The following is a 23428-nucleotide window of genomic DNA, read 5'->3' as shown; positions in this document are numbered from 1 at the left end:
CGCAATGATGCGCACCGAAGATCAAACATCTTTTCGCCTGCGGGACGACGATGAGGGCATAACGCATAACAATCAGGAGAGGTGATGAGCATCGATCTGACGTTTACAGACCTGAGCGCGCGCGCCGTGCAATACAACGCCCGCGCTTCGGTGGAAGATTTTGACGCCTGCATGGCGGAATACGCCGCGCTGGCCCAGCGTGCCAGGGCGCAGACGCCGGGCATTTACGATCTGCGCTACGGCATGAGCGGCGCCGAGCGCCTCGATCTGTTCCCGGCCAGCGCACAGCCCGCCCCGCTGCTGATCTTTATTCATGGCGGCTACTGGCATTCACAGCGCAAAGAGGAAGCTTGCTCGATGGCCGCCGCGTTTGCCCGCCGCGGCGTGGCGGTCGCCACGCTGGAATATACGCTGGCGCCGGAAGCGACGCTGGCGGAGATCGTGCACGAGGTGCGCAGCGCCGTCGCCTGGCTCTATCATCACGGGGCGCCCTTCGGCATCGATCCGGCGCGCATTTTCGTCAGCGGCAGTTCAGCCGGCGGCCACCTGTGCGGCATGCTGATCGCCGACGGCTGGCAGCAACGCTATCGCCTGCCGCCCGACGCGATCAAAGGCGCGCTGGCGCTGAGCGGCCTCTACGATCTGCGGCCGCTGTGCGATATCTATATCAACGACTGGCTGCACCTGACGCCCGAACAGGCGCAAGCCCTCAGCCCGCTGTTTTTACTGCCGGCGAAATCGCATGCGCCGCAGATCCTGCTCGACGTCGGCCAGCGGGAAACCCAAGGCTTCAAAAACCAGACGCAGGCCTATTATGACGCCTGCCTGGCGCGCGGCCTCGACGTCCAGCTGCTGGCCGATCGCCACTGCAATCACTTTACGCTGGTCAACGAACTGGCCGATGCGGAAAGCGCGATGTTTCGGCAGGTGATAGCGATGATTGACGCCACAGCGCAATCTTAGAGAGGAAAGGAGATAAAAGAGCCGGGGGCTGAGCGCCCCCTGGCGTGCCATCAGCCGTTTTTGCGGCCAATAGCGGAAAAGACGTTGAACACTTCACCCAGGCCGTAAATCGCGCCGAGCAAGACGGCTACCATTACCGGCACCAGGACCACCACGGTGGCCAAGCTTTCAATCATTTCTAACATCGTTCTCTCCTGGTTTATAAGCACAGCGAATCTGTGCCGGAAGAAAAGGTTTCCGGCCAATCGGTTGAGTATCGTGGGGAGGCAGTCTAAAACGTGAGCTACATCACACTTGATGCGAGCTAATGTAACTTACACAATTACATTAACGCAATGCAAAAAATGCTCTGCGCGAAGAAGGAATTGGCGCGGGTTTTTATTGCGTATCCGCTTGATATTGCGGCGAACAAGGGACAAAAGGATAGCCTGCGCGCCGCTCGACCTGCCCGGCCATTTCGGCGATGCTGGTTTGCGCCAGGCTGGCTTCCAGCGCGAGACCGACGCGAGCAAACTCTTGCTCCAGCACCGGGGTAATGGCGTGGCCGATATAGCACGCATCGTTAGGCCGGGTACGGTGCAGCATGAAATACGGTTGATCTTCCACCGCGCGATACACATCCAGCAACGAGATCGCTTCCGCCGGCCGCGCCAGCAGCGCCCCGCCGCCTTGCCCCATCTGTGAATAGGTCAGCCCGGCCTCCGCCAGCGCGCCGAGGATGCGCCGCACCACCGTCGGGTTGGTGTTGACGCTGCGCGCGATATCTTCGGAACGCACCGTCTGGCCACGGCACAGCGTGATATTGGTCAGAATATGGATGGCAACGGCAAATCGCGTAGAGGTAGACACCTTGGCACCTGCTCAGAGTTTCGTTTATGTCGGATTAAAACATAAGGAAAACGTATCAATTTCCGATAATACACATAATGAGTAGGGATAAGAAGAATGTCAACCTGCCCACGCCCGGATGCGGCGGGGCTCAGGCTTCGGCACGGATTTCCGCCACTTTGTCGGAATAAAATGCCAGATGATCCTTGATCGCCACCACGGCGTTGTAGGGCATTTCATAGCTCCAGGCCACATTGGCCTCCTGCTCGCCGTTAAGCGCCAGGGAGAAATAACTGCAGTCGCCCTTATAAGGGCAGTAGCTGACGTGCTCGTTTTTCTGCAACAGCGCCATATTCACGTCCTCACGCGGAAAGTAAAACACCGGCGGATAGCTGGCTTCCTGCAGAATGAGCGCATGGCGGCTGTCGGCCAGGGTCTGACCGCCGGCACGCACCACGACCCGCGTCGGATGGCGGGTCAAGGTGATCGGGTGATCAGGGCCGGGGATTTTCACCGGTTTGCCGGATGCGGAAACGAGATCGGACATGGCGGCCTCCAGAGTGTGCGCCCCGCCGCGAGGCGTCTTCCCAGTATAGACCAGCAGTTTTGCCGGCGGCCGCGCATTCGGCGAGCAATTACTTTTCAGCGCCGCAAAATTAAGAATTTTTACCTGTTCGATTTTCTTACGGAGGAATACATTCATCTCAACTTCTACCGGCAGGTTAATCGGATTATTTTTAATCCATTAATCAGCCAATTTACCAGGAACTCATTATGAATATTAAACGTGCCGCAGGTGTGTTGGTGGTGGTCATGGCAACGCTTTCCGTTACCGCATGCGGGCATATGTCCAAGCGCGATCGCAACACGGCGATCGGCGCGGGCGTGGGCGCCGTCGGCGGCGCTGTGCTGACCGACGGCAGTACGCTGGGCACCCTGGGCGGCGCAGCGCTGGGCGGCATTATCGGCCACCAGACCGGCCGTTAATCATCCGGTTAAAATAATCTCTGCAGGCCGGCGCTTTTTTAACCCATAAGCGCCGGCCTGTTTTTTTTATCGAGATAAATTCCCTCAGTGAGGGAAAATAATAAATAACGTTAAACGCAGCTTTATTATTCATTAATCTGCGGCGTGGTTATTTATTGCGCCGGCAGCCTGAAGCGCGCCATCGCTTTTTCTAACCGTTCCGACTCGCCCTGTAACCGCTGCGAAGCCTCGGTCACCGCGTTCACCACCGTGCCGGTTTGCCGCGCTACCTGATTCAGCGCCGCGATGCGCGCCGTCACGTCCTGAATGCTCTCCCCCTGATTGAGCGACGCCAGGGAAATGTCCCCCATCAGCGCACTGCATTTGTTCACCAGATCGATAATTTGGCGCAGGTTGCCCGTCAGTAGATCCACCGCCTGCGAGCCTTGATCGATTTGCTGCAGCGAACGGTTGATCAACTGCTGAATATCGCGCGTCGAATGGCTGCTCTTTTGCGCCAACAGGCCCACCTCTTTGGCCACGATGGCAAAGCCGCGGCCGTGCCCCCCGGCGTGCGCGGCCTCGATCGCCGCATTCAGCGCCAGAATATTGGTCTGGAACGCCACGCTGTCGATCAGCGCGACGATGCCGCGCATCTCGGCCGATTGGTTGACGATCCCTTGCATCGAAACATTGACGGTTTGCATCATCCGCTCACCGGCGCCCGCGCACTGCCGGGCCTGTTCGGTTCGTTGGCTGGCCTGCTGCGCATATTGGCCGTTTTCTTCCACCCGCGCCGCCAGTTGCCGCACGTGCTCGGTCGCCAACTGCAATTCGCCGTCCTGCTTCGCCGACTGCGCCGTCAACTGTCGATTGCCGTCCGCCAGCCGCCCGACGCCGTTCAGGATCCCGCCCGCCGCATCGCGCACCTCGCTCACCAGGCGCTGCAGGCCGCCCTGCATATGGCCAATGCTGGTCTGCAGCTGACGCATCTCACGGTTGAACGCGCGCCCAGGCGGCAGCGGCCGCGAAAGATCGCCGGCGGCCAGTACGTTGAGGTGCGCGATCGCCTGCCGCAGCGGTGCGATCACCCAGCGAGAGACGCCGAACCAAACGCCCACGGCGATCAGCGCCAGCGCGGCCAACGCGCCGAGCGCAAAGGTTCTGGCCTGCTCCAGCGCCGCCAACTGCCGCACGTTGACGTCATCGCCACGCCGTTCATTCAGCGCCTGGTAAGCGAGATACTTCTCGTTGAAATCCGCCTGAAACGCCTGGATCGGCACGGCGAAAAACGCATCGATGCTGTTGCCCTGCAATCCTTGCGCCTGCTCTTTCAGGCCGTCATAGAACAGGCGATAGCTGTCTTGCAGGGCGCCCGGAGCTTCCGGCGCATCCGCGCTCAAGCGCTCGAACCGGGCAAAGGCCTGCTCTGAAGCCTGCAGCGCCGCCAACGACTCATCCAGCAGGCTGTGCCAGCTGCCGTCGGAGCCGGTGGCTTTGTCCTGCAGATAATAGATGCCCGCACGGTTCAGGGTGTCGCTGGCCGTCAGCAGCGACAGCCTGGCGCGATCCATCGTCGCCTGCTGGCGATGCAAGGCGTCGCCCGTCACCAGGTTAACCTTGGCGTCGCGCAGAATATTGGAAATAAATACGGTGGAAAACAATTGCAGCAGAGAAAATAGCGCGATAACGCAAATTACGCCGCTTAATAAGCCCATGCTCTTGCCGAAGCCAAACGCGCGCGGCAGCGCTGCCGCAGATTTTACCCTGCGGCCCAGTGTCAGTTTTATGTTCATGATTTTTAGTCAGTAATACCAGGATGCCGCGAGTCTAACGGGCATTGATGACACTAATATTTCAGCCTGCTTTGCGTCGCCCCCGCAGACCAATAATCGGTATTGCCCGTCAACTCTCATTTTTATTTCTTGACTTGTTTAATACCGGATTTATAGTTTTTCCATTAAACAAGAAACAAAGTTTCATATATTAACCGACGCTGAATTTAATATATGAAACGCACAATAAAATCGTCTCAAATATAAAACCAATGAGCGTAAATGCCCTGTTCACAGGTGAAACTCGCTCGTCTTAATAAACAGTCTACTTTCATCAGGGGCCAGGCATGCGCACGATCACGCTTTGTTTTTTTCTTGTTTCACCAGTGAGTTATGCGGCCACCGCCGCATTGCCCAACGACGCTGCCGCCACCGCGGCACCGGTAAAAAAAAGCCGTCCGGCATTGCCGCATATTCATTGGCAAAGCGAGGATAATAAAAAGAATATTGATATCGGCGGCGCGCTGCGTGCCAATTATCGCTATGAAGACTGGCACAGCAGCAATTATCGGAATCCGCCGCATTTACGCTTTGACGCCTTTCGCATCGATGCCGCCGGCCAGATAAACGACGCGTTTTTCGATAGCGGATTATGGTTTCAGGATCGGCGCAAATACGCCATCGACCGCGCCTATGTCGGTTACCACCTGTCTGAACGTTCCGCCGTGCAGCTTGGCGCGCCGTTCAAACCGTTCGGCCTGATGCCCTACCCGCAGTTCGGCTGGTCGTACGGCATTCCGTTTTACCTCGGCTTTGGCGTCAACACCGGGCTGGGCGCCAAATACCAATATCAGCATGACGATTGGGCCTTCGACGCCGCCTACTACCCGCGCATGATGCCGACCGGCGTGCGTTATGCCCCCGACGTCGCCAGCTACGACGACCTGAAAAACACCAACTTTGCGTCGCAGCACCTGCAGCGCAACGAAAAACGCGATCAGGTAAACCTGCGGCTGACGCGCGCTTTCCATCTGGGCGGCTGGGACAATGAGCTCGGCGGTTCGCTGGCGGCCTCGCGGCTCTATAACCAGGCGACCGGCGATAACGGCAGCTTCTGGGCGGCGGGTTTACATACGCTGGTGAATTACGATCCCTGGCATCTGTCCGGCCAGGTGATCCGCTACGGTTACGATGCCAAAGGCCCGGCTGGGGCCAACAATTCGGTGATCCTGATGGGGGGCAACGGCCTGACGCCGGCCTATCTGATCCCGTCGCAGGCCACCACCGCCGCCATCAACCTGGCGCGTGACGTCGACGTGCCCTGGGGACCGGTGAAAAAGCTGCGGTTCTACAACGACTACAGCGTGCTTTGGAAGGACCGGCACGGCGGATCCGACTCTAAAATGAACACGCTGGGGGTGCAGGTGTTCGCCATGCCGGTGATGCTGTGGGTGGATCTGACCTGGGCGCAGAACGCCAACCCGTGGGGCGGCGTGGAAAACGCCACCGGCTGGACCGGCACCCAGTCCTCCGGCAGCAATAAATGGTATTTTCGCACCAACGTGAACATCGGTTACTACTTCTGAGCGCGGCGGGATCTACACTGAAACAGCGCCGCCAGCCGAGCATGGTCGACGCGCTGTTCGCCCGCGACGCCGGGCTGGTGAACGCCGATCAGCAGGCGCTGAAGCGCCTGCTGGAATCGCGCTAATTCCCATCACCCCTTGACCGACGACACTACGTTAAGCGGCTGGGCGTCCGGCAGAATATTCATGTGCTCCAGCACCTGGGCCATGATCTTGCCGAACACCGGCCCGGCCACCGAACCGCCGAAGTGCTTGCCGGCTTTCGGGTTGTTGACCATCACCACCAGCGCCACCTGCGGATCGCTGGCCGGCGCCACGCCGGCGGTGTAGTTGATGTAGCCGCCGTCGTATTTGCCGCTCGGGCCCATTTTCTCGGCGGTACCGGTTTTGATCGCCAGCCGGTAGCCCGGCACCGCGGCGCTCACCCCGCTGCCGCCCGGCAAGGCGTCGCTCTCCATCATATGCACCACGGAGCGTACCGTATCCGCCGGCAAAATGCGTTGCCCCATCACCGGCGGCGTCACCTTGGTGATCGACAGCGGCCGATAAATGCCGAAGGAACCGATCGCAGCGTACTCGCGCGCCATCTGCAGCGGCGTCACGCGCAGCCCATAGCCGAAGGAGAAGGTAGCGCGTTCGATATCGGCCCAGCGTTCACGATGCTGCGGCAGATAACCACTGCTCTCGTTGCCGATGCCGAGCTCGGTCGGCCGCCCCAGGCCAAAGCTGCGGTAGACCGCCGGCAGCACCGTGGCCGGCAGCGCCAGCGCAATGTGCGATACCGCGATGTCGCTCGATTTTTGCAGCACGCCGGTGATGGTCAGCTTCGACCAGTGGCCGACGTCTTTGATCAGGTGACCGTTCACCCGATACGGCGTGGTGTCCAGCACCGTATCCGGCCGGATCAGCTTATGCTCCAGCCCCACCATCACCACCACCGGTTTCACCGTCGAGCCCGGCTCGAAGCTGTCGCTGCTGCACACGTTGCGAATGTCTTTCGCCGGGGTGCCGGCATAGTTGTTGGGGTTGAACGACGGGTAGCTGGCCATGCCGAGGATCTCGCCGGTGTCGATCTTGACCAGCACCGCACAGCCGGAGTCGGCCTGGTTGGCCACCACGCCGTCGCGGATCTGCGCATAGAGCACGTACTGGATAAATTTGTCGATGCTGAGCGTCACGTTCGGCGGCGGCACCGGATCCACGCTTTTAAGCACGCCGATCACCGCGCCGCTGCCGTCCTTCTGATAGACCCGCAGGCCGTTTTTGCCCTGCAACAGCGGGTTGAAGCCCAGCTCGATGCCCTCCAGCCCCTGGTTGTCCTGGCCGACGATGCCGATCAGCCCGGCGGCGTCCTGGCCCATCGGATAAAAGCGGCTGAAATCCTGCTCGGTGCTGACGCCGGTCAGGTGCAGTTTGCTGATGTAGGCAGCGTTGTCGTCCTCCACCTTGCGCGCCAGATAGACGAAACGCTTGTGCGCGTTGCTCTGGATCAGATGCTGCACGTCCGCCAGCGGGATCTTCAGCACGTTGGCCATGCTCTGCCAGCGCTCGTTGCCGGTGTCGGTCTGGGAATCGAGAATATGCTTCGGATCCAGCACGATGTCTTTGGACGACACGCTGACCGCCAGCGCCTCATCGTTGCGATCGGTGATCATGGCGCGGTTGGTCGGCACCACCTGGGTGCGGATCGAACGCTGGTCGGCCTGATCCGCCAGCTGCTGGTGCTCCAGCAGCTGCAGGTAACCGACCCTGAACGCCAACAGAAAAAAACAGACCAGCATACCGGCGCAAATCCAGCCGAAACGAACTGTGGAATAGGTTTTACCGCTTTTTTTGGTCGATGGCGCCACTGTTGTGTTAACCCTGCGTTTTTATTCGGTTTATGGTGTTATTTCAGTCTACCTTGCCGGAAATGGTCAGGAGATTGCAGTTTGTAAGAAAGTAAAAACAAACCGCCTCACCGTTGCACATCGGCACTGTCGTTTAACTGCGGTTTACTTTGCCCCGCATCGCCGGGCTGCGGCGCGTTGGCCGGGTCAAAAATATGGTCGAGGATGGCGCGCGCGGTCGGCCCCGCCACCACGCCGTCGCCGCCGCCGTTTTCCAGGATCAGAGCCATCGCCACCCGTGGGTTTTTGTAAGGCGCGAACAGCGTATAGAAGATGTGATCGCGCAGCCGCACCGGGATCATTTTGGCGTTGTAGGTCTGGTTTTGCTTCAGGCTGAATACCTGCGAAGTGCCGGATTTGGCGGCGATCTGATACGGCGCGGTGTGGAACAGCTTGTACCCGGTGCCGTTCGGCAGATTGGCCATGCCGTACATGCCATTGCGCACGATGCCCCAGTAAGGCGAATGGGGATCGCCGATCTGCGCCGTTTTCGCCGGCGGCGGGTAGCGCGTCACCCGGTTGCCCTGCTGCAGCGAATACAGCAGGTGCGGCGTTTTCACCTGGCCGTTGTTGATCAGCGTGGTCAGCGCTTTCACCATCTGGATCGGCGTCGCCACCCAATACCCCTGGCCGATGCCCACCGAAACCGTATCCCCCTGATACCAGCCTTTTTTGTGCACCTTCAGCTTCCATTCGCGGCTCGGCAGCACGCCGCGGTACTCTTCGTTCAGATCGATGCCGGTGGACTGGCCGTAGCCGAACTGGCTCAGCCAGTGGTGGATACGATCGATGCCCATCTCATACGCCACCTGATAAAAGAAGGTGTCGGCGGATTCCTCGATCGCTTTGGTGACGTTGAGCATGCCGTGGCCGGTTTTCAGCCAGTCGCGGTAGCGGCGCTCGGTACCGGGCAGCGTCCAGGTCGGGGCGCCGAAAAAGGTGGTGGTGGGCGTGATCACCCCGGCGAACAGCGCCGAAACGGCCATGTAGGGCTTCACCGTCGACGCCGGCGGGTATAAGCCCTGGGTGACGCGGTTGATCAGCGGCAAATCCGGGTTGGTCAGCAGCGCCTTATAGGCCTGATAGCCGATGCCTTTGACGAAAGGATTGGGATCGTAGCTGGGGCTGGAAACCATCGCCAGGATGCCGCCGTCGCGCGGATCTTCCACCACCACCGCGGCGCGCTGCCCCTTCAGCACCGATTCAATGTACTGCTGCAGCGGCAGATCCAGCGTCAGGTAGATGTTCTTGCCGGCCTTCGGCGGCTGCTCTTTCAGCAGGCGGATCACGCGACCGTGATTATCCACCTCCACCTCCTGATAGCCGGTGGTGCCGTGCAGTTCGGCCTCGTAATAGGCCTCGATGCCCTGTTTGCCGATGTTGCGGTCGGCGGCATAGTTCTCGCTCAGCCCGGCCTTGTCCAGGCGTTTGAGATCGCTGTCGTTGATCTTCGACACATAGCCCAGCACGTGCGCCAGCTGGGCGCCGTAAGGATATTCACGCTGTTGATAGGTATCGATCGTCACCCCGTCGAAACGGTATTGATTGACGGCAAAGCGCGCCACCTCGGTGTCGCTCAGCCCGGCTTTGAGCGTCACCGGTTTGTAGCGGCTGTTGTGGTGCATGTCGTCGCGAAACGCGCTGATGTCCTCCGGCGTCAGGTCGACGATCGGCGTCAGCGCCTGCAGCAGCGCCGCCATGTCGCTGATTTTGCTGGGCGTGATCTCGATACGATACAGTGTCACGTTTCGCACTAAAGGCGTGCCGTTGCGATCGAAGATCAGCCCCCGGCTGGGGGCGATCGGCAGCATTTTGATGTCGTTCTGGTTGGAGCGCGTCTGGTAAAAGCCGTGCTGGCGGATTTGCAGCCGGTAGAGGTTGACGATCAGCGCGCCGAAACAGACCACCACCAGCGCCAGCGCCACGCCTGCCCGGTGGATAAACAGCCTCTCTTCCGCAGAGTGGTCGCGAATTGTTTCTTTTAACAGGGCCATGCGGTGCCGATACCTTTTGTGTCACATTTCCCCGCAAAATCAGGGAACTGAAAAGCCGGCAAGCATAGCGTTATCGGGCGCACCGCCCCATGAAAAGGTTGCTAATGAAATGGCATAACTGTTTCAGCATATTGGAATGTTACCGGCGGCGTTTTTTTCACCGCGCTTCCCATTGAGCCGCCGTTCGCCCCAATGCTACAATGTGATCTGAATCACAATATTCCCGATATTCCCCCGCATTTCCCTGTCGGCGCCCTGCCGGATGCGGCTTTTTGTTACATAGGATCGAGTTCGATGAGTACCATTGCCACCGGTTTAGTCATGATGCGCTGGGAGTTGCTGAGCGCCGTGATGATGTTCTTCGCCAGCCAGTTAAACGTCGTTTGCCGTAAAACCAGCCGTAACGGCATGGCGTTCATGTTCAGCAGCCTGGGCCTGTTTACCGCCTGCTGGTTCGTGATGGGCCTGATGGGCATCCACCTCACCCTGGAAGCTTTCACCCAATTCTGGTCATCGGCCTGGGATCGCTATGTGGACGTGGTCAGCACCATGCCGGTCGATTGGCCGATGCCGTAACCTCGTCGCGGGGGCGGCGCACCGGCCGCCCCGCCGATTATTCCGTTTCCGCTGACGGCGCCGCCGCCAGCCGCGCCATCAAGGCCCCCGCCTCAATCAACAGCGCCTGCTCCCGCTCCGTTAAACAGCTCTCCATCGCCGCCAGCAGCCACGCCTCGCGCCGGGTACGGCTCTCCTGCAGCAGGCCCAGCCCGGCGGGCGTCAGGCGCACCCGCACCCGGCGTTTGTCTTCGGCATCCGGCGTGCGCACCAGCAGCCCATCGGCCTCCAGCTCACGCAACGCGGCCGCCAGATTTGAGGAACGCATGCGCTCCGATTCCGCCAGCAGCGACGGCGTCGCCTCGCCGCCGTGGCGATCGATAGCCCCCAACAGCATCAGCTGGGCCCAGGATTTTTCGTCGCTGCGCGATTCGCGCCGCATACGGCGCACCAGCGACATTAACTGCGTGCGCAGCAGCGTCACGTCTTCAGGGTGATCTTTTTTCATTGGCATCAATCTAGCGTTCAGTTTATCTCTGCTTTCACACCGCCGGATCGCGCGGCTCTGGCTTAACCCAATTACCTATGATAATATAGCTATTAATATATAGCAAAAAGACACTGCGTCGGCAGGGTTACGTTTGCTCACGCATTGCCTCTCGCCGATTAATTTGCAGTGTTATTATTATTTTGCTCAATAAATCCCTCCTTATTCAACGTGGTACGGTAAGCCGATGGAAGCGTGGAAAGTCAATCTGATCTCGGTCTGGCTCGGGTGTTTCTTCACCGGGCTGGCGATGAGCCAAATCCTCCCTTTTCTGCCGCTGTACGTCGAACAGCTCGGCGTCAGCGATCACCAATCCCTCAGCCTGTGGTCCGGGCTGGTGTTCAGCGGCACCTTTTTGGTCTCGGCGGTGGTGTCGCCGCTGTGGGGCAGCCTGGCCGACCGCAAAGGCCGCAAGCTGATGCTGCTGCGCGCCTCGCTGGGCATGGCGATCGTCATCGCGCTGCAGGGGCTGGCCACCAACGTCTGGCAGCTGTTCGCACTGCGCGCCCTGATGGGGCTGACGTCCGGCTATATTCCCAACGCCATGGCGCTGGTCGCCTCGCAGGTGCCGCGCGATAAAAGCGGCTGGGCGCTGGGCACGCTTTCTACCGGGCAGATCTCCGGCGTGATCGCCGGGCCGCTGCTGGGCGGGCTGATGGCCGACCATCTGGGGCTGCGGGTAGTGTTTTTCGTCACCGCCGGGCTGATGTTCGTCAGCTTCCTGGTGACGCTGTTCCTGATTAAAGAGCGGCGCATCACGGTGAAAAAAGCGGATCAGCTGAGCGGCAAGGCGGTGTTCCGTTCGCTGCCCTATCCGACGCTGATCCTCACCCTGTTCGTTTGCACCCTGATGATCCAGCTGGCCAACTCGTCCATCAGCCCGATCCTGACGTTGTTCATTCGCGAGCTGTCCGGCGACGTCAGCAATATCGCCTTTGTCAGCGGCATGATCGCCGCCGTGCCCGGCATTGCAGCGCTGATCTCGGCGCCGCGCCTCGGGCGGCTCGGCGATCGCATCGGCACCGCGCGCATCCTGATCGCCGCGCTGCTGTTCACCACCGGCCTGTTCGCCGTGATGGCCTGGGTCAATACGCCGCTGCAGCTGGGCATTCTGCGTTTCCTGCTCGGCTTCGCCGACGGCGCGCTGATGCCGGCGGTGCAGGCGCTGCTGCTGAAGTATTCCTCAGATCAGGTAACCGGGCGCATCTTCGGCTATAACCAATCCTTTATGTACTTGGGCAACGTGGTTGGCCCACTGCTGGGGTCGGGCATTTCGGCGATGATGGGGTTCCGCTGGGTGTTCGCCGTGACGGCGGTGTTGGTGCTTTGCAATGCGCTGCAGCTGCGCCATCAGTTCAAAAAAGTGGAGAGCCAACGCGCGGGATAACGGGGAATGCGGGGAAACGCCTCAAGCAGTGGCGGGACAATGACGCCCATCAACCGTGCCACCACTGCCAAAGGCGGCCGTAGCCTACTCGACGCGGCGATCGTTTGGTATTTATGTAAGTAAATAAAGTGTTGCGGGCGTGTTGAGGGCCGCCGCAGCGGCCCTTGCGGATCAGAACATGGTATTGTCGTTGGCCGATTTTTCCGGCACATCCTGATTGACGTCCCAATGCTCGGTGATTTTCCCCTGATCGTTCACCCGGTAAATATCCACGCTGGCAGTGCCGCGATCCTGCGGGTTATTTTGGTATTTGACGTGAACGTAGACCAAATCGCCGTTGACCGCGCTGCGGTATATTTTGGCGCTGTACTGCGGATTGTCTTTAAAGGTCTGGCTGAAGAAATCCAGGAACGGCTTGATGCCGTCGCCGACGAACGGGTTATGCTGCTTGTAGTTTTCCACAATCAGCTTCTGCGCCACGCCGATGTCGTGGCGATTGAAAAAGCCCGCGTACAGGTCTTCCACCACCTTCAGCTTCTGCTGAGCATGATGATAACCGCCTTTGCCGGCCGATTTGTCAGACGCCGCCTGATCCGTCGACAGCGCCGGGTAACTCGCCAGCAAGCCGCCGACGATCGCACAGGTGATCAATGCCTTTTTCATAACTGCTCCTTATTTTCCTGAGTGACCTACGATTTTCAGCTGCCCTTTCAGATGGGTGAAGCTGCCATCCTTGGCGGCGATGTTGGTGTACACCTCGCCGCGCTCAAAGTCCTCGATATGCGTCACGTTGTCGCCGGACTGCGGCTCATGCCAATAGACCATATAGACCTTTGGCCGGATCTCCACCGCGGTGTACTGCACGGTGTCGGTGATGCCCTGCGACGCCTCACCGATACCGGTGAACGTCATGGTCTTGTCATCGGTAAAATCCAGCTTGAAGGCGAAATCGCCGAAGGTCACCTGCACCACTTTACCGACCGCAATGAACTGCCCGTGTTTTTCCGTCATCGTTGCCGCCTTACTGTTAGTCAGGGAGGGTTGCGCCGCCGTAGCGGCGGGTAATGCGAGGGGGAAAGTCAGGGCTATCGCCAGCGCGATGCCCGTTCTCTTCACTGTTTTCATCGTTCCTTCTCCTTTCCGTGGTTGAAAACGAGAATCATTATCATCACTTGGCAATGGGCAGAAATATAAGAATAATCTCTATTCCTATCAGGCACCTGGCGGCGAAAAAAGACGGCGAAAAATCGCCGCGGAATGGCATGGCAATAGCGCATTCTGGCCATTGGTTTTTACGCAATGAACGGAATTTCTGCTTTCAGGAAGGGAAACTGCTCGGAGATTTGATGGGTCTATAGCGCAGATCGCTTTAAGCTAATGCGTATTTGTTCTTAAGCCGCCCCCCCCGAAAGGCGGTGGCGAACGGCGTCGCGTTTAACGCAGCCAGGGCGTATGGGTGACGCCGACCAGCACCCCTTCCGGGCTGAGCAAACGGGTAACGCTCTGCCCCCACGGCTCTTCGCGGTTGGCGACCAACAGCCGATAACCGCGATCGACCAGCCCCTGGGTAGCGGCCGCCATGTCGGCCACGTCGAACTCGATCCACGCCTGCGGCAGCGCGAGATCCGCCGGCCAGCGATCGTCGCCAAAGCAGGACTGCGCCGCCTGCGCCAGCGGCCACAGGGCGAAATGCTTTACGCCGTCCAGCGCGCCTTGCTCCGACAGCAGATAGGTTTCGTTGCCCGGCATCGGCTTGAGCGGCAGCCCCAGCGCCTCGACATAAAACGCCTTGCTCTCGTCGCTCTCACGCGTGATGGGCCCGAATCCGGCGACAAACAACACGCCCAGCCCGGCACACTGTTGATCCATGCTGCACTCCCTTTCGGTTAGCGCCCCTGCCGCACCTGCAGCGGAGCAAATCCATAGGCCGCCTTGAAGCGGTTGCTGAAGTGGCTGGCGGAGCTGAAGCCGCACGCCAGCGCGATCTCGGTGATCGGCTGTTGGCTGTGCCGCAGCAGCCGTTCCGCCCGCTGCAGCCGTGCGCGCATCACAAACTGGTGCGGCGCCAGCCCGGTGGCGTGCTTGAACATGCGGGCGAAATGGTATTCGCTCAACCCGGCCTGCGCCGCCAGATCCGCCAACAGCAAAGGCCGATCGAGGTGGTTTTCGATATATTCCCGCACCCGCCTGGCCACCGCAGGCGCCAGGCCGCCGCGCGCCTGCGGCAGCTTCCACTGCAACTGACTGTAACGCTGGATCAGATGCGACATCAGCAGGTTCGACGCGCTGCTGAGCGCCAGCAGATTGGCGCTGTCCCGCCAGTCGCAGTTGAGCAAAAACTGGCGATACAGCAGCGTGATCTGCGGATCTTCGCCGAAGCTGCGCGGCTCTACGTTGATCGCCGCCGGGCTGCGATCCCAGGTCTGCTCCGCCAGCTGCCGCAGATGCCCGTCGGTGCAATACAGGTGCACGAACGACAGATCGCTGCGCACGTCCCAGGTGGAGGCGTATTGGCGCGGCATGATGCAGAACCGATCCGGCCCGCCGCCGTTGCGCCAGCCGCCCGGCACCTGCTGGTAGCACTCATAGCCGTCGGCGACGTACAGGCTCAGGGTATGGTGGTCGGCGCTTTCCTGCGTGACGCGATCGTTGCAGTTGGACCAGGCGGCCAGCTCCACGCCGGTGCCCAGCAGCACGCTGCCGTGCAGCCGCGCCTTGTGCTCACGCAGTGTTTCAAACGCCTGATAGTTGGACATCGCCGGCCCCGTTGTTCGACATGCCGACAGTGTAAAGAGTGGCGCCGCCGCATACCAGCCGCCGCCCCGCGCTTTTGGCAAAAAAAGCGCAAGAATATGCAACTGGCCGCAAAGCGCTGCAAGCGCCGCCGCGCGCCAAAGCGGATACTGCGCCATCGGTTTTTTCGGAGTAACAAATAGAATGAATGCGCTGTTGTACCTCGCCGTAGTGCTGATTTGGGGCACCACCTGGATTGCGATCACCCTGCAACAGGAAGGCCCGGTGGCCATTCCCGTCTCGATTGCTTACCGCTTCGCCATTTCCGCCGCGGTGATGTTCGCCGTGCTGTTGCTAACACGCCGCCTGCGCCGCCTCGCCCCGCGCGATCATCTGTTCTGCGTGCTGCAGGGCTGCTGCGTATTCGGCTTCAACTTCTTCTGCTTCTACCACGCGGCGGCCTACATCAGCAGCGGCCTGGAATCGGTGATCTTCTCGATGGCGGTGTTGTTCAACGCCCTCAACAGCCTGCTGTTTTTCCGCCAGCGCCCCAGCCCCAACCTGCTGCCGGCGGCGCTGCTGGGTTTGACCGGCATCGTGGCGCTGTTTTGGCAAGATCTGGCCGCCACCCGCATGGCGCCGGAGCTGCTCAAAGGCATCGGCCTGAGCGCGCTCGGCACCTACGGCTTCTCGCTGGGCAACATGATCAGCACGCGCCATCAGCGCCGCGGGCTGGATATCTTTTCCACCAACACCTACGCCATGATCTACGGCGCGCTGCCGATGGCGCTGATCGCCTTGGCGCAGGGCGCATCGTTCCAGATCGAATTCAGCAGCCACTATATCGGCTCCCTGCTGTACCTGGCGATTTTCGGATCGGTGATCGCCTTCGCCGCCTACTTCAGCCTGCTCGGCCGCATCGGCGCCGGCGCGGCGGCTTACAGCACCCTGCTGTTCCCGCTGGTAGCGCTGACCATCTCAACGATCTACGAAGGCTATCAGTGGCACTTCAACGCCGTGCTGGGCCTGTGCCTGATCCTACTGGGCAACCTGGTGATGTTCGCCAAGCCGGGGCTGAAATGGCGACGGCCAGGTATCTCAAAACAAAACTCAACCCTTTGAAGCCATTGGCGAATATCGTTATCATCAGGTTTTGTTGATAACGGATGATGGCAAATGCTCAGAAGTGATGATGTGACACCCCGCGCCTACAAACAGGTGGACGTGTTTACCCGTACGCCGCTGCAGGGCAACCCCGTGGCGGTGGTGCTGGAGGCCGAGGGGCTGAGCAGCGCGCAAATGCTGGCATTGGCCCGTTGGACCAACCTTTCGGAAACCACCTTTGTGCTTAAACCGACGCACCCGGCGGCGGATTATAAGGTGCGCATTTTCACCACCGAAAAAGAGCTGCCCTTCGCCGGCCACCCAACGCTGGGCACCGCCCACGCCCTGCTGGAAGCCGGTTTGACGCCTAAACGGCCTGGGATGGTGATGCAGGAATGCGGCGTCGGCCTGGTGGCGGTCGATATCCAGCAGGAAGGTACATTGGCGTTCGCCGCGCCCGAAGTTGAGCTCCGCCCAATGGCGGCTGAGGAAACAGAACGGCTGATGGCCGCTTTACGGCCCGCGGTGATGGCAGCAAGCCCTCTGCCGGTGATTGCCGAGATGGGCATTCGCTGGCTGATGGTGCGCCTGCCGGACGCACAATCCTGCCTGGCGGTGACGCCGGATCAGGCCACGATTAAACGCCTGCAAACGTCTTGCAATGTGGATGGCGTGGTGATTTATGGCGCCTGCTCCGCAACCGAACCGGCCGATTACGAAATGCGCGCGTTTATGGTGGAATGCGGCGCCTTGATTGAAGATCCGGTGACCGGCAGCGCCAACGCCTGCCTGGCGCGCTTATTGAAGGCCAACCACTTTCCCGACGGCAGCCAGACCGCACAGGGTTACCAGGTGCGCCAGGGCACCCAACTGAATCGAGATGGCCGCGTGAGCGTGCGCTTTATTGACGGCGAACCCTGGATCGGCGGGCAGTGCCGCACCCTGATTGATGGCACATTGGGTATTTAGTTTGGGGGATAAGAGGATAGTGAGCATCTTTTGGGAACGTCAATTAGCAACGCTCAAAGCCTATGTTTAGCTGTTCTTCATTACATAGGTCAACAAACTGCTGAGAGACAATTATTCTTTCACAATAGATGCTATCCCTAGCAATAAAGAACTCCCTGTCACACTTGTAAGCAGGCACATCAATGAGCTTGCTTCCATCTTCAAGTTCTCTGAACGTCGAGGCTTCCTCATCAATAATTTGAAAATAATTATTCACTTTACACAGAAAAATTGTTTCAGTTACGTTTTCTACCGCACATTCATAGAATAACATCTCAGACGAAACCTTGCGTTCAAATACAGCCTTAGCTCTTTTTGAAAAGATTGGAATTCCGAGACTGGCAGGAAAATAGTCATGCAAATTAAAAATATCGCTACTCGAAGCGCTTGGCATTTTCCCTTTTGGCAGTGAGTAGGATAGGAAATTACCATCACCTTCATTCCAAATAAAAAAGCTGGACAATCTTGATTTCGGATCGGGAAAACAAATCAAGTTATCGCCAAATGTAAAGCTATTGAAAGTATAGAAGTTCATGTCACTCTCATTCAACTTAACTTAACGATGTTGCATTTTATTTTCTTTCTTGCTAAGCGCTCTTTGATTAGAGAAAAAATAGCATCCCAATCACCACCTCCCAATCCTGCACCAATCATAGGCAATTGTATACTAAGCCTTTCTTTTAATGCATAATCAGAAACCAGACTTAGACATTCTTTAAGTGCTTCATATGAAACATACTGAGCATTATCATCTTTACTTTTCTTTAGTCCATCCTGAGCCAACATATTTGCAACATATATCCGCTCATTTTCGCTCACACAGATGAATTGTACATTCCCGAGAAAAAAATCCTTTTTTTCAGAGAACCACTTTAAATATTCTTCCTTTACTGCTGGATAGCGTTTTGATAGAGGAACAACAAAGCCTTTTCCCCACTTACCCTTGTTATTCACAATATGAATGATCATTTTAGATTTTGACGAAGGAATAGATGCATCACCATAGCTAAAACTGACATAATCATTCAAAACATCAGAGGTGATCGTCTTATTCCATTCACTTTCAAACTCAAGACTAGTTATCAACTTTGACTCAGAAAGATCAAGCTCACTTTTCTTACCATCATAAAGTAAAAAACCTATATCTTCGTGCCAATCTTCCAAAGATGAGGATGAATAATACAAATCATTTATTATAGTTATTTGTCTTGTTGCAGCATCGCCATTAAACTCGGTATAGATCCTCCCTTCGCCAGAAATGAGTTCACATGTACCTTTATAATAATTCTTATCGGACTCCACAGTTCTTTCCTCCCCCTACGACAGATGGAATAAGTTATTTATAACTGTCAATCACCATGTTACTTACAATAACCCTCTAATTTTCAATACCACTATCAAAAAACTCAAAGCTTCAATTAACTACTAGCATTCAATAATCTCGAAATCCTTTTAACTATGAAATAAGAAAACCGAAAAAATTATTTGATTCTAAAGACAATAGCCGCTCATCGTCACCTGCCTTATATTTTAAGAAAACCCCTGAGAACGGATCGTCACTATAATTTACTCCAACTATGCTAACCTCCTGCTCAGTTTTAAATGACTGGGAATAAATTGACATCATGGAAAACTTATCATCCTCATCCACCTCAAACCATGGAACGATGTTTTCAACTAAACGTGAATTAACAATCCCATCATCATCAATATACAGTTCAAATATAGTTTCATCTGATATAAAGTAAACTCTGTCATACATCGGATGAAACACTGGTACTGTTTCCCCATCTATATAACCCGTGACAATTATATCACTGACGCTACTCCTAGTTACATGCTCAATAAATTCTTTCATATGCACTCCTATGGTGAAAAAACAATCCCAAGATCCATGCCTTTGCCAGACTCAATAAGAGTTACAAATTCCTCCCTACCATCAGACAGCTTTTTAGAAATATAGGTCATCCCTTCGCCTCTATATATCTCCATCACAGGCTGACCTTTTTTAATTGTCCCTTGTCCTACATGGACCAGTTTCCCGCTATCTCGTAACTTTTCAACATCTCTCAAGAACTCAGCACCTTCATCCACTTTCCATTTTGGATATTTTTTCCCTAAATAGCCTTCTAGTATACCTTTATGCCGAATAAAGTGATCTTTAAAGTTTTTACCAGGTTGAATGCTACAACTAGTAAGGCCTAACGGGTCAACCCAAATGAGCGGATTTTTCGCGTATGCATATAAATTCAGCCCGCCTTCCAACCCTATCGGATCCTGCGTGGTGAAACGCCCCACCTCGGGTTCGTAGTAGCGGAACAGGTTGTAGTGCAGGCCGCTTTCGTCGTCCTGATATTGCCCGGCGTAGCGCAGCGGCTGCTGGTATTGCGCGCCCTGCCGCTTCGCCGCGCCGGCCACCGTCTGGCCCTGCAACTTGCCGAAGGTGTCGTATTGCCCGGACCAGCACAGGTTACCCGCCGCGTCGGTCACTTCCAGCGGTGCGCTGTTCAGATCGGTGTGATACCAGTAAATATCCGCCGAGCGGCTGTCGCCCGCCTGCTCCAGCGCCGCCAGCGGGCTCCACGGGCTGGCCGGATCGTAGCTCCAGCTGCGGCGGCTGCCGTCGTCGCGCTGCTCCTGCAGCAACCGGTAACCCTGCCACAGGAAACGGGTCGTCTGTTCGGTTTTGCCCTTGTAGCGCACCGCCTTGCGGCTGCGGCGGCCCAGCGCGTCGTAATGATACTGCGCCTCGAACTCGCCCTGCGGGCCGCGGCCATGCGCCTGCACCAGCCGGTTGTCGGCGTCGTAGCGGTAGTGCTGTTCATACAGGCCGTTGCGCCGGCTGATCAGGTTGCCCCAGGCGTCGTAACGGTAAAACAGTTTTTGCCAGTGCGTCAGGCGGTTATCGGCGATCGGCGCCAGCGGCAGGTGCGCGTCGATGTCGTTCTGCGGGCTACGCTCGCCCAGCAGGTTATCCGCCAGATCGTACACCAGCCGTGCGCCCGGTTTGCCCTGATTGGGCTCGCGGTGTTGCAGCAGGCGGCCTTCGGCGTCGTAACCGTAGTGTACTTCGCCGCGCAGCGCGTCGCTCACCCCGGCCAGCTCGCCGCGGCCGGTGTAGCGATAGGCGCGCCACAGCACGCCGTCTTCCGGCCGGGTCAGTTTGTCGTGGCCGAAGGCGCTGCTCTGCCAGCTGCGGCGGCCCATGGCGTCGTAACGCCGCTGCTGCTGCAGCGCGCCCTGGCTGCGGCCGGTTTCCCGGTGCAGGCGATCGCGGGTGAACTCGCTCACCACCTGCTGGTTGAATTTGATGGCGCTGGCGTGGCCGGAGCCGTAATACAGCCACTGCAGGCGATCGCCCTGCGGCAGCGTCAGCGCCTGCAGGTTGGCCAGCGCATCCCACTGGTATTGCAGCTCGCCGTTCACGCCCTGCTCGCCGAGCAGCCGCCCGGCGGCGTCATAGCGCATCTGCACGCTGTCCGGCTCGATGCCCAGCGCCGCGCCGCTCGCCGTCGGCAGGCGGTTCAGCTCGCGCAGCCGCCCCATGGCGTCGAAGCGGTAATGCCATTCCGCGCTGGCGTTGCCGCGCCAGACCAGTTGCCCCGCCTCGTCGAAGCGGAAGCGCTGTTCGCGCTGCGTCAGCTCACCCGCACTGCCAGGCAGGCCGACCTCGCGGTGCTCCTCCAGCAGCCCGGCCGCACCGTAGCGATAATAGTGGCGGGTGTCGTCCGGGCGCTCTTCGGCCAGCACGCGGCCCACCGCATCGTAGCTGAAGCGGTATTCGCCGCCGTTGCCGTTCTCCAGCCGCGTCAGCCAGCCCTGCGGGCTGTAGTGATAGCGCCGGGTGCGGTTGATGCGATCGGTGATGCTGATCGGCAGCCCCAGGGCGTTGTACTGCCAGCGGGTCAGGCTGCCCAGCGCGTCCTGATGTTCGGCCAGCTGGCCGTGCGCATTCCAGTTAAAGCGCTCTTCGCCGCCGTCCGGGTGGATCAGGGTGTGCAGGCGCCCGCCGTTATCCCATAGGTAGCGCGTCTGGTGGCCTTCGGCATCGGTCTGCGTCGTCAGTTGCCCCAGCGCATCGTAGGTATAAGCCGTGACGCTGCCGGAACAGTCGGTGTAGCGCGTCAGCTGGCCGCGGGCGTCCCACTCCAGCTTCACTTCCCCGCCCAGCGCGTCGATCACGCCGGCCGGCAGGCTCTCTTCGTCATCCGGATAGCGGTACAGCGTGGCATTGCCCAGCGCATCGACATAGCGCGTCGGGCGCCCCAGCGTATCCCAGTGCTGCGCTTCGCTGCTGCCGTCCGGGTACGCGACGGCGAACAGCCGGCCGCTGTTGCGCGAATATTGATAGCGAGTGACGCGGCCGAGCGGATCGGTCTCCGACAGCAGGCGGCCGTAAGGATCCCATTCGCTCTGGCGCTGCGCGCCGCCGGGCAGCAGCACGCTGCACAGTTCGCCGCGTTGGTAGATAAAACCGTAGCGGCGCTGATCGAAGTCGGTGTACTGCGCCACGTTGTCGTCGTCATCCAGCCGCCACTCCGCCCGTTTGCCGTCGCCGCGCACCGCGCTGCGGCGCCCACCGGCGAAGTCATAACCGAACTCCAGCGATTCTCCGGCGCTGTTACGGTAGGCCGTCACGCGCGGCACACCGTCGATCTCTTGCCATTGGTATTCGTTCAGCAGTCCGGCGGCGTCCTGGTGGCTGATCATCAGGCCGTCGCGCCAGCCGAAGCGGCGCGTTACCTCACCGGCACGGTTGCTCACCGTCGTCAGTTGGCCCTGCTCATCGTAATCGTAGCGCGCCAGCGTCCGTTCGCCTTCGGCGGTTTGCAGCGCCACTTCGCGCAGGCGGCCCTGCGCATAGCGGCACATCAGGCGCTGCCCGGCGCTGTCCACCAGTTCGCTCAGCAGCCCCTCGTCGTCGTAAAACAGCGAGGTGGCGTTGCCGATGGCGTCGGTGATCATGCTGAGCCGGCTCGGCTGGTCGCCCGCCAGCGGCGGGTAGTGGAAAATCTGTTCGCCGACGTCAAACAGCTGCCAGCTGCCGTCGTCGTTGTGCATCAGCCAGCATTTTTCGGCTTCGCAGTAGGTTTTGTGGCCGCGCGGCACCCTGGGGAAAGCGACGAAGTCGCCGGAAGGCGCGCGCCACACCAGGCCGTCCTGATACGGCTGCAGGCTGCTCTCCCAGAACAGGTTCCAGCCGCGGCCCAGTACGCCGTCGCCGGGGTTGCCGCTGCGCCAATAGCGCTGCCAGGCGACCGGCAGGCGCGAAGGCAGCACGAAATCGAGATCGTCTTCGCCGTCGAGGAATTTCTGGCCGCTGACGATATCCACCGGCCGGGCGATAATGCCGACGGCGGCGGTGGCGGTCATCAGGGTGCCGGCGCGGCAGGCGATGCGCGCCAGCTTGTTGATGCCGGGCAGCTTGCCCAGCAGTTTGCCCAGCGCCCCCAGCTTGCCGGCGGCGCCGCCCACGCCGCCCACCAGGCCGGCGAACAGCAGCGTCAGGTCAGAGACCTTGTACAGCCAATCCGGCACTTCGGGCTTGATCGGCAAGGTGGTGACGGTGCCGCCGCCGATAAACACGTTGGGCGAACCTTCCATCACCTGCGCGTCGCAGTTGGTTTTGTCCCCCACACGCGAGGCGGGCTGGCCGTTGATGCTGACCTTGTCGGAGCCCTGCGCCATCTGCATGCTCGGGCCGTCGTCGCTGCAGGCCACCTGGCTGTTGGTGGCGAGCGCGGCGGGTTTGCCGTTGATGAAGACGTTGGGGGAGCCGGTGACGATATTGCCTTTGGGGGTCAGGCTACCGGCACCGGCGTCGGCAATGCCGTCGCGCGCCGCGGTGGCCGCCTCCCCGGTGAGATACCCCACCGCCAGACTGGCGCCGATGAGCAGCACGCCGACGCCGATACAGGAAGCCGCCAGGCCGGCGACGAACAGCGCACCCGCCGCCACCGCGCCTGCGGCGGCGATCAGGCCGCCGACAATCGTGCCGGCAATCATGCCGGCCAGGGCATGGGAATGCCCGATGGTATCGCCGACGCGAGCCGCTTCGGTCATCGTAAGGTCCTTTTACGTGAAGAGTTCATC

General features: G+C 59.0%; 23 protein-coding genes. 8 read left to right on the top strand and 15 right to left on the bottom strand.

The window, feature by feature from the left end; translation table 11 throughout:
* The first annotated feature begins 84 nt into the window (after positions 1-84).
* Positions 85-963, top strand: coding sequence for an alpha/beta hydrolase (locus ACJ8HH_RS07495; RefSeq protein ID WP_060451560.1), 879 nt, complete (start codon positions 85-87; stop codon positions 961-963).
* A 50-nt stretch (positions 964-1013) separates the two neighbouring features.
* On the opposite strand, the gene ACJ8HH_RS07490 is transcribed toward ACJ8HH_RS07495, so the two are convergent.
* The 3 genes from ACJ8HH_RS07490 to ACJ8HH_RS07480 all read right to left on the bottom strand — a co-directional run bounded on the left by ACJ8HH_RS07490 (position 1014) and on the right by ACJ8HH_RS07480 (position 2338).
* Positions 1014-1148, bottom strand: coding sequence for an AcrZ family multidrug efflux pump-associated protein (locus ACJ8HH_RS07490; RefSeq protein WP_033643027.1), 135 nt, complete (start codon positions 1146-1148; stop codon positions 1014-1016).
* Positions 1149-1341: 193 nt separating this feature from the next.
* Positions 1342-1812, bottom strand: coding sequence for an Rrf2 family transcriptional regulator (locus ACJ8HH_RS07485; RefSeq protein WP_033648278.1), 471 nt, complete (start codon positions 1810-1812; stop codon positions 1342-1344).
* 130 nt (positions 1813-1942) lie between these two features.
* Entirely contained in the window at positions 1943-2338 is a 396-nt protein-coding gene (locus tag ACJ8HH_RS07480) for a DUF427 domain-containing protein (RefSeq protein ID WP_033648277.1), read from the bottom strand.
* A gap of 227 nt (positions 2339-2565) precedes the next feature.
* On the opposite strand from ACJ8HH_RS07480, the gene osmB reads away from it, so the two are divergent.
* Complete coding sequence (osmB, locus tag ACJ8HH_RS07475) at positions 2566-2778, top strand: osmotically-inducible lipoprotein OsmB (protein WP_033648276.1); 213 nt, start codon at positions 2566-2568, stop codon at positions 2776-2778.
* A 152-nt stretch (positions 2779-2930) separates the two neighbouring features.
* Here osmB and ACJ8HH_RS07470 read toward each other — a convergent pair whose 3' ends face one another.
* A complete protein-coding gene (locus ACJ8HH_RS07470; protein ID WP_170310553.1) occupies positions 2931-4475 on the bottom strand; it encodes a methyl-accepting chemotaxis protein in 1545 nt (514 codons plus the stop codon).
* A 404-nt stretch (positions 4476-4879) separates the two neighbouring features.
* On the opposite strand from ACJ8HH_RS07470, the gene ACJ8HH_RS07465 reads away from it, so the two are divergent.
* A complete protein-coding gene (locus ACJ8HH_RS07465) occupies positions 4880-6118 on the top strand; it encodes a hypothetical protein (RefSeq protein WP_053063695.1) in 1239 nt (412 codons plus the stop codon).
* Positions 6076-6243, top strand: a complete 168-nt coding sequence (locus ACJ8HH_RS07460; RefSeq protein WP_226873083.1) for a hypothetical protein — start codon at positions 6076-6078, stop codon at positions 6241-6243. The genes ACJ8HH_RS07465 and ACJ8HH_RS07460 overlap by 43 nt, the downstream gene beginning before the upstream one ends.
* Before the next feature lie 6 nt (positions 6244-6249).
* Here ACJ8HH_RS07460 and ACJ8HH_RS07455 read toward each other — a convergent pair whose 3' ends face one another.
* Positions 6250-7968: a penicillin-binding transpeptidase domain-containing protein gene (locus ACJ8HH_RS07455; RefSeq protein WP_033634500.1), complete on the bottom strand. Its 1719-nt coding sequence runs from the start codon at positions 7966-7968 to the stop codon at positions 6250-6252.
* A gap of 107 nt (positions 7969-8075) precedes the next feature.
* Positions 8076-10001: a penicillin-binding protein 2 gene (mrdA, locus tag ACJ8HH_RS07450; protein WP_197766204.1), complete on the bottom strand. Its 1926-nt coding sequence runs from the start codon at positions 9999-10001 to the stop codon at positions 8076-8078.
* A gap of 294 nt (positions 10002-10295) precedes the next feature.
* On the opposite strand from mrdA, the gene ACJ8HH_RS07445 reads away from it, so the two are divergent.
* On the top strand, positions 10296-10577 hold the full coding sequence (locus tag ACJ8HH_RS07445) for a YjcB family protein (protein WP_033634498.1): 282 nt from the start codon (positions 10296-10298) through the stop codon (positions 10575-10577).
* A gap of 37 nt (positions 10578-10614) precedes the next feature.
* On the opposite strand, the gene ACJ8HH_RS07440 is transcribed toward ACJ8HH_RS07445, so the two are convergent.
* Positions 10615-11064 carry a MarR family winged helix-turn-helix transcriptional regulator gene (locus tag ACJ8HH_RS07440; RefSeq protein WP_060425742.1) on the bottom strand — a complete coding sequence of 150 codons (450 nt, stop codon included), beginning with the start codon at positions 11062-11064 and terminating at the stop codon, positions 10615-10617.
* Positions 11065-11290: 226 nt separating this feature from the next.
* Between ACJ8HH_RS07440 and ACJ8HH_RS07435 the strand changes: the two genes are divergently transcribed.
* Positions 11291-12490 (top strand): multidrug efflux MFS transporter, encoded by a 1200-nt coding sequence (locus ACJ8HH_RS07435; RefSeq protein WP_039566203.1) that lies wholly within the window; start codon positions 11291-11293, stop codon positions 12488-12490.
* A 171-nt stretch (positions 12491-12661) separates the two neighbouring features.
* Here ACJ8HH_RS07435 and ACJ8HH_RS07430 read toward each other — a convergent pair whose 3' ends face one another.
* The 4 genes from ACJ8HH_RS07430 to ACJ8HH_RS07415 all read right to left on the bottom strand — a co-directional run bounded on the left by ACJ8HH_RS07430 (position 12662) and on the right by ACJ8HH_RS07415 (position 15246).
* The gene (locus ACJ8HH_RS07430; RefSeq protein WP_033648272.1) at positions 12662-13153 is read right to left on the bottom strand and encodes a nuclear transport factor 2 family protein; all 492 of its coding nucleotides are present in this window, start codon (positions 13151-13153) and stop codon (positions 12662-12664) included.
* 9 nt (positions 13154-13162) lie between these two features.
* Positions 13163-13615 (bottom strand): MoaF-related domain-containing protein, encoded by a 453-nt coding sequence (locus ACJ8HH_RS07425; RefSeq protein ID WP_204275775.1) that lies wholly within the window; start codon positions 13613-13615, stop codon positions 13163-13165.
* A 309-nt stretch (positions 13616-13924) separates the two neighbouring features.
* Complete coding sequence (locus ACJ8HH_RS07420; protein WP_039566204.1) at positions 13925-14359, bottom strand: glyoxalase/bleomycin resistance/dioxygenase family protein; 435 nt, start codon at positions 14357-14359, stop codon at positions 13925-13927.
* Between the two features lie 17 nt (positions 14360-14376).
* Complete coding sequence (locus ACJ8HH_RS07415; RefSeq protein ID WP_033634491.1) at positions 14377-15246, bottom strand: helix-turn-helix domain-containing protein; 870 nt, start codon at positions 15244-15246, stop codon at positions 14377-14379.
* Between the two features lie 181 nt (positions 15247-15427).
* Between ACJ8HH_RS07415 and ACJ8HH_RS07410 the strand changes: the two genes are divergently transcribed.
* A complete protein-coding gene (locus ACJ8HH_RS07410; protein ID WP_197766203.1) occupies positions 15428-16345 on the top strand; it encodes an EamA family transporter in 918 nt (305 codons plus the stop codon).
* A gap of 54 nt (positions 16346-16399) precedes the next feature.
* A complete protein-coding gene (locus ACJ8HH_RS07405; protein WP_039566209.1) occupies positions 16400-17296 on the top strand; it encodes a PhzF family phenazine biosynthesis protein in 897 nt (298 codons plus the stop codon).
* Positions 17297-17339: 43 nt separating this feature from the next.
* Here ACJ8HH_RS07405 and ACJ8HH_RS07400 read toward each other — a convergent pair whose 3' ends face one another.
* The 4 genes from ACJ8HH_RS07400 to ACJ8HH_RS07385 form a co-directional block, all read right to left on the bottom strand.
* Complete coding sequence (locus ACJ8HH_RS07400) at positions 17340-17870, bottom strand: imm11 family protein (RefSeq protein WP_039566211.1); 531 nt, start codon at positions 17868-17870, stop codon at positions 17340-17342.
* An 11-nt stretch (positions 17871-17881) separates the two neighbouring features.
* The gene (locus ACJ8HH_RS07395) at positions 17882-18637 is read right to left on the bottom strand and encodes a macro domain-containing protein (protein ID WP_079656494.1); all 756 of its coding nucleotides are present in this window, start codon (positions 18635-18637) and stop codon (positions 17882-17884) included.
* Positions 18638-18791: 154 nt separating this feature from the next.
* Positions 18792-19193, bottom strand: coding sequence for a hypothetical protein (locus ACJ8HH_RS07390; RefSeq protein WP_039566212.1), 402 nt, complete (start codon positions 19191-19193; stop codon positions 18792-18794).
* A gap of 8 nt (positions 19194-19201) precedes the next feature.
* Positions 19202-23398, bottom strand: coding sequence for an RHS repeat-associated core domain-containing protein (locus ACJ8HH_RS07385; protein ID WP_230298436.1), 4197 nt, complete (start codon positions 23396-23398; stop codon positions 19202-19204).
* Between the last annotated feature and the right edge of the window lie 30 nt (positions 23399-23428).

It is taken from the genome of Serratia sp. CY32780 (genome assembly GCF_052169135.1).
Classification (GTDB): Bacteria; Pseudomonadota; Gammaproteobacteria; order Enterobacterales; family Enterobacteriaceae; genus Serratia; species Serratia sarumanii.
Note: the sequence above shows the minus strand (reverse complement) of the source record. Positions and strands in the feature narration are given on the sequence as shown.

Excerpts from the sequence above, each read along its gene's own strand:
- ACJ8HH_RS07495 (WP_060451560.1), top strand. The coding sequence starts at position 85 with ATGAGCATCGATCTGACGTTTACAGACCTGAGCGCGCGCGCCGTGCAA.
- ACJ8HH_RS07490 (WP_033643027.1), bottom strand. The coding sequence starts at position 1,148 with ATGTTAGAAATGATTGAAAGCTTGGCCACCGTGGTGGTCCTGGTGCCG.
- ACJ8HH_RS07480 (WP_033648277.1), bottom strand. The coding sequence starts at position 2,338 with ATGTCCGATCTCGTTTCCGCATCCGGCAAACCGGTGAAAATCCCCGGC.
- osmB (WP_033648276.1), top strand. The coding sequence starts at position 2,566 with ATGAATATTAAACGTGCCGCAGGTGTGTTGGTGGTGGTCATGGCAACG.
- ACJ8HH_RS07470 (WP_170310553.1), bottom strand. The coding sequence starts at position 4,475 with ATGGGCTTATTAAGCGGCGTAATTTGCGTTATCGCGCTATTTTCTCTG.
- ACJ8HH_RS07465 (WP_053063695.1), top strand. The coding sequence starts at position 4,880 with ATGCGCACGATCACGCTTTGTTTTTTTCTTGTTTCACCAGTGAGTTAT.
- ACJ8HH_RS07460 (WP_226873083.1), top strand. The coding sequence starts at position 6,076 with ATGGTATTTTCGCACCAACGTGAACATCGGTTACTACTTCTGAGCGCG.
- mrdA (WP_197766204.1), bottom strand. The coding sequence starts at position 10,001 with ATGGCCCTGTTAAAAGAAACAATTCGCGACCACTCTGCGGAAGAGAGG.
- ACJ8HH_RS07445 (WP_033634498.1), top strand. The coding sequence starts at position 10,296 with ATGAGTACCATTGCCACCGGTTTAGTCATGATGCGCTGGGAGTTGCTG.
- ACJ8HH_RS07440 (WP_060425742.1), bottom strand. The coding sequence starts at position 11,064 with ATGAAAAAAGATCACCCTGAAGACGTGACGCTGCTGCGCACGCAGTTA.
- ACJ8HH_RS07435 (WP_039566203.1), top strand. The coding sequence starts at position 11,291 with ATGGAAGCGTGGAAAGTCAATCTGATCTCGGTCTGGCTCGGGTGTTTC.
- ACJ8HH_RS07430 (WP_033648272.1), bottom strand. The coding sequence starts at position 13,153 with ATGAAAAAGGCATTGATCACCTGTGCGATCGTCGGCGGCTTGCTGGCG.
- ACJ8HH_RS07425 (WP_204275775.1), bottom strand. The coding sequence starts at position 13,615 with ATGAAAACAGTGAAGAGAACGGGCATCGCGCTGGCGATAGCCCTGACT.
- ACJ8HH_RS07420 (WP_039566204.1), bottom strand. The coding sequence starts at position 14,359 with ATGGATCAACAGTGTGCCGGGCTGGGCGTGTTGTTTGTCGCCGGATTC.
- ACJ8HH_RS07415 (WP_033634491.1), bottom strand. The coding sequence starts at position 15,246 with ATGTCCAACTATCAGGCGTTTGAAACACTGCGTGAGCACAAGGCGCGG.
- ACJ8HH_RS07410 (WP_197766203.1), top strand. The coding sequence starts at position 15,428 with ATGAATGCGCTGTTGTACCTCGCCGTAGTGCTGATTTGGGGCACCACC.
- ACJ8HH_RS07405 (WP_039566209.1), top strand. The coding sequence starts at position 16,400 with ATGCTCAGAAGTGATGATGTGACACCCCGCGCCTACAAACAGGTGGAC.
- ACJ8HH_RS07400 (WP_039566211.1), bottom strand. The coding sequence starts at position 17,870 with ATGAACTTCTATACTTTCAATAGCTTTACATTTGGCGATAACTTGATT.
- ACJ8HH_RS07390 (WP_039566212.1), bottom strand. The coding sequence starts at position 19,193 with ATGAAAGAATTTATTGAGCATGTAACTAGGAGTAGCGTCAGTGATATA.
- ACJ8HH_RS07385 (WP_230298436.1), bottom strand. The coding sequence starts at position 23,398 with ATGACCGAAGCGGCTCGCGTCGGCGATACCATCGGGCATTCCCATGCC.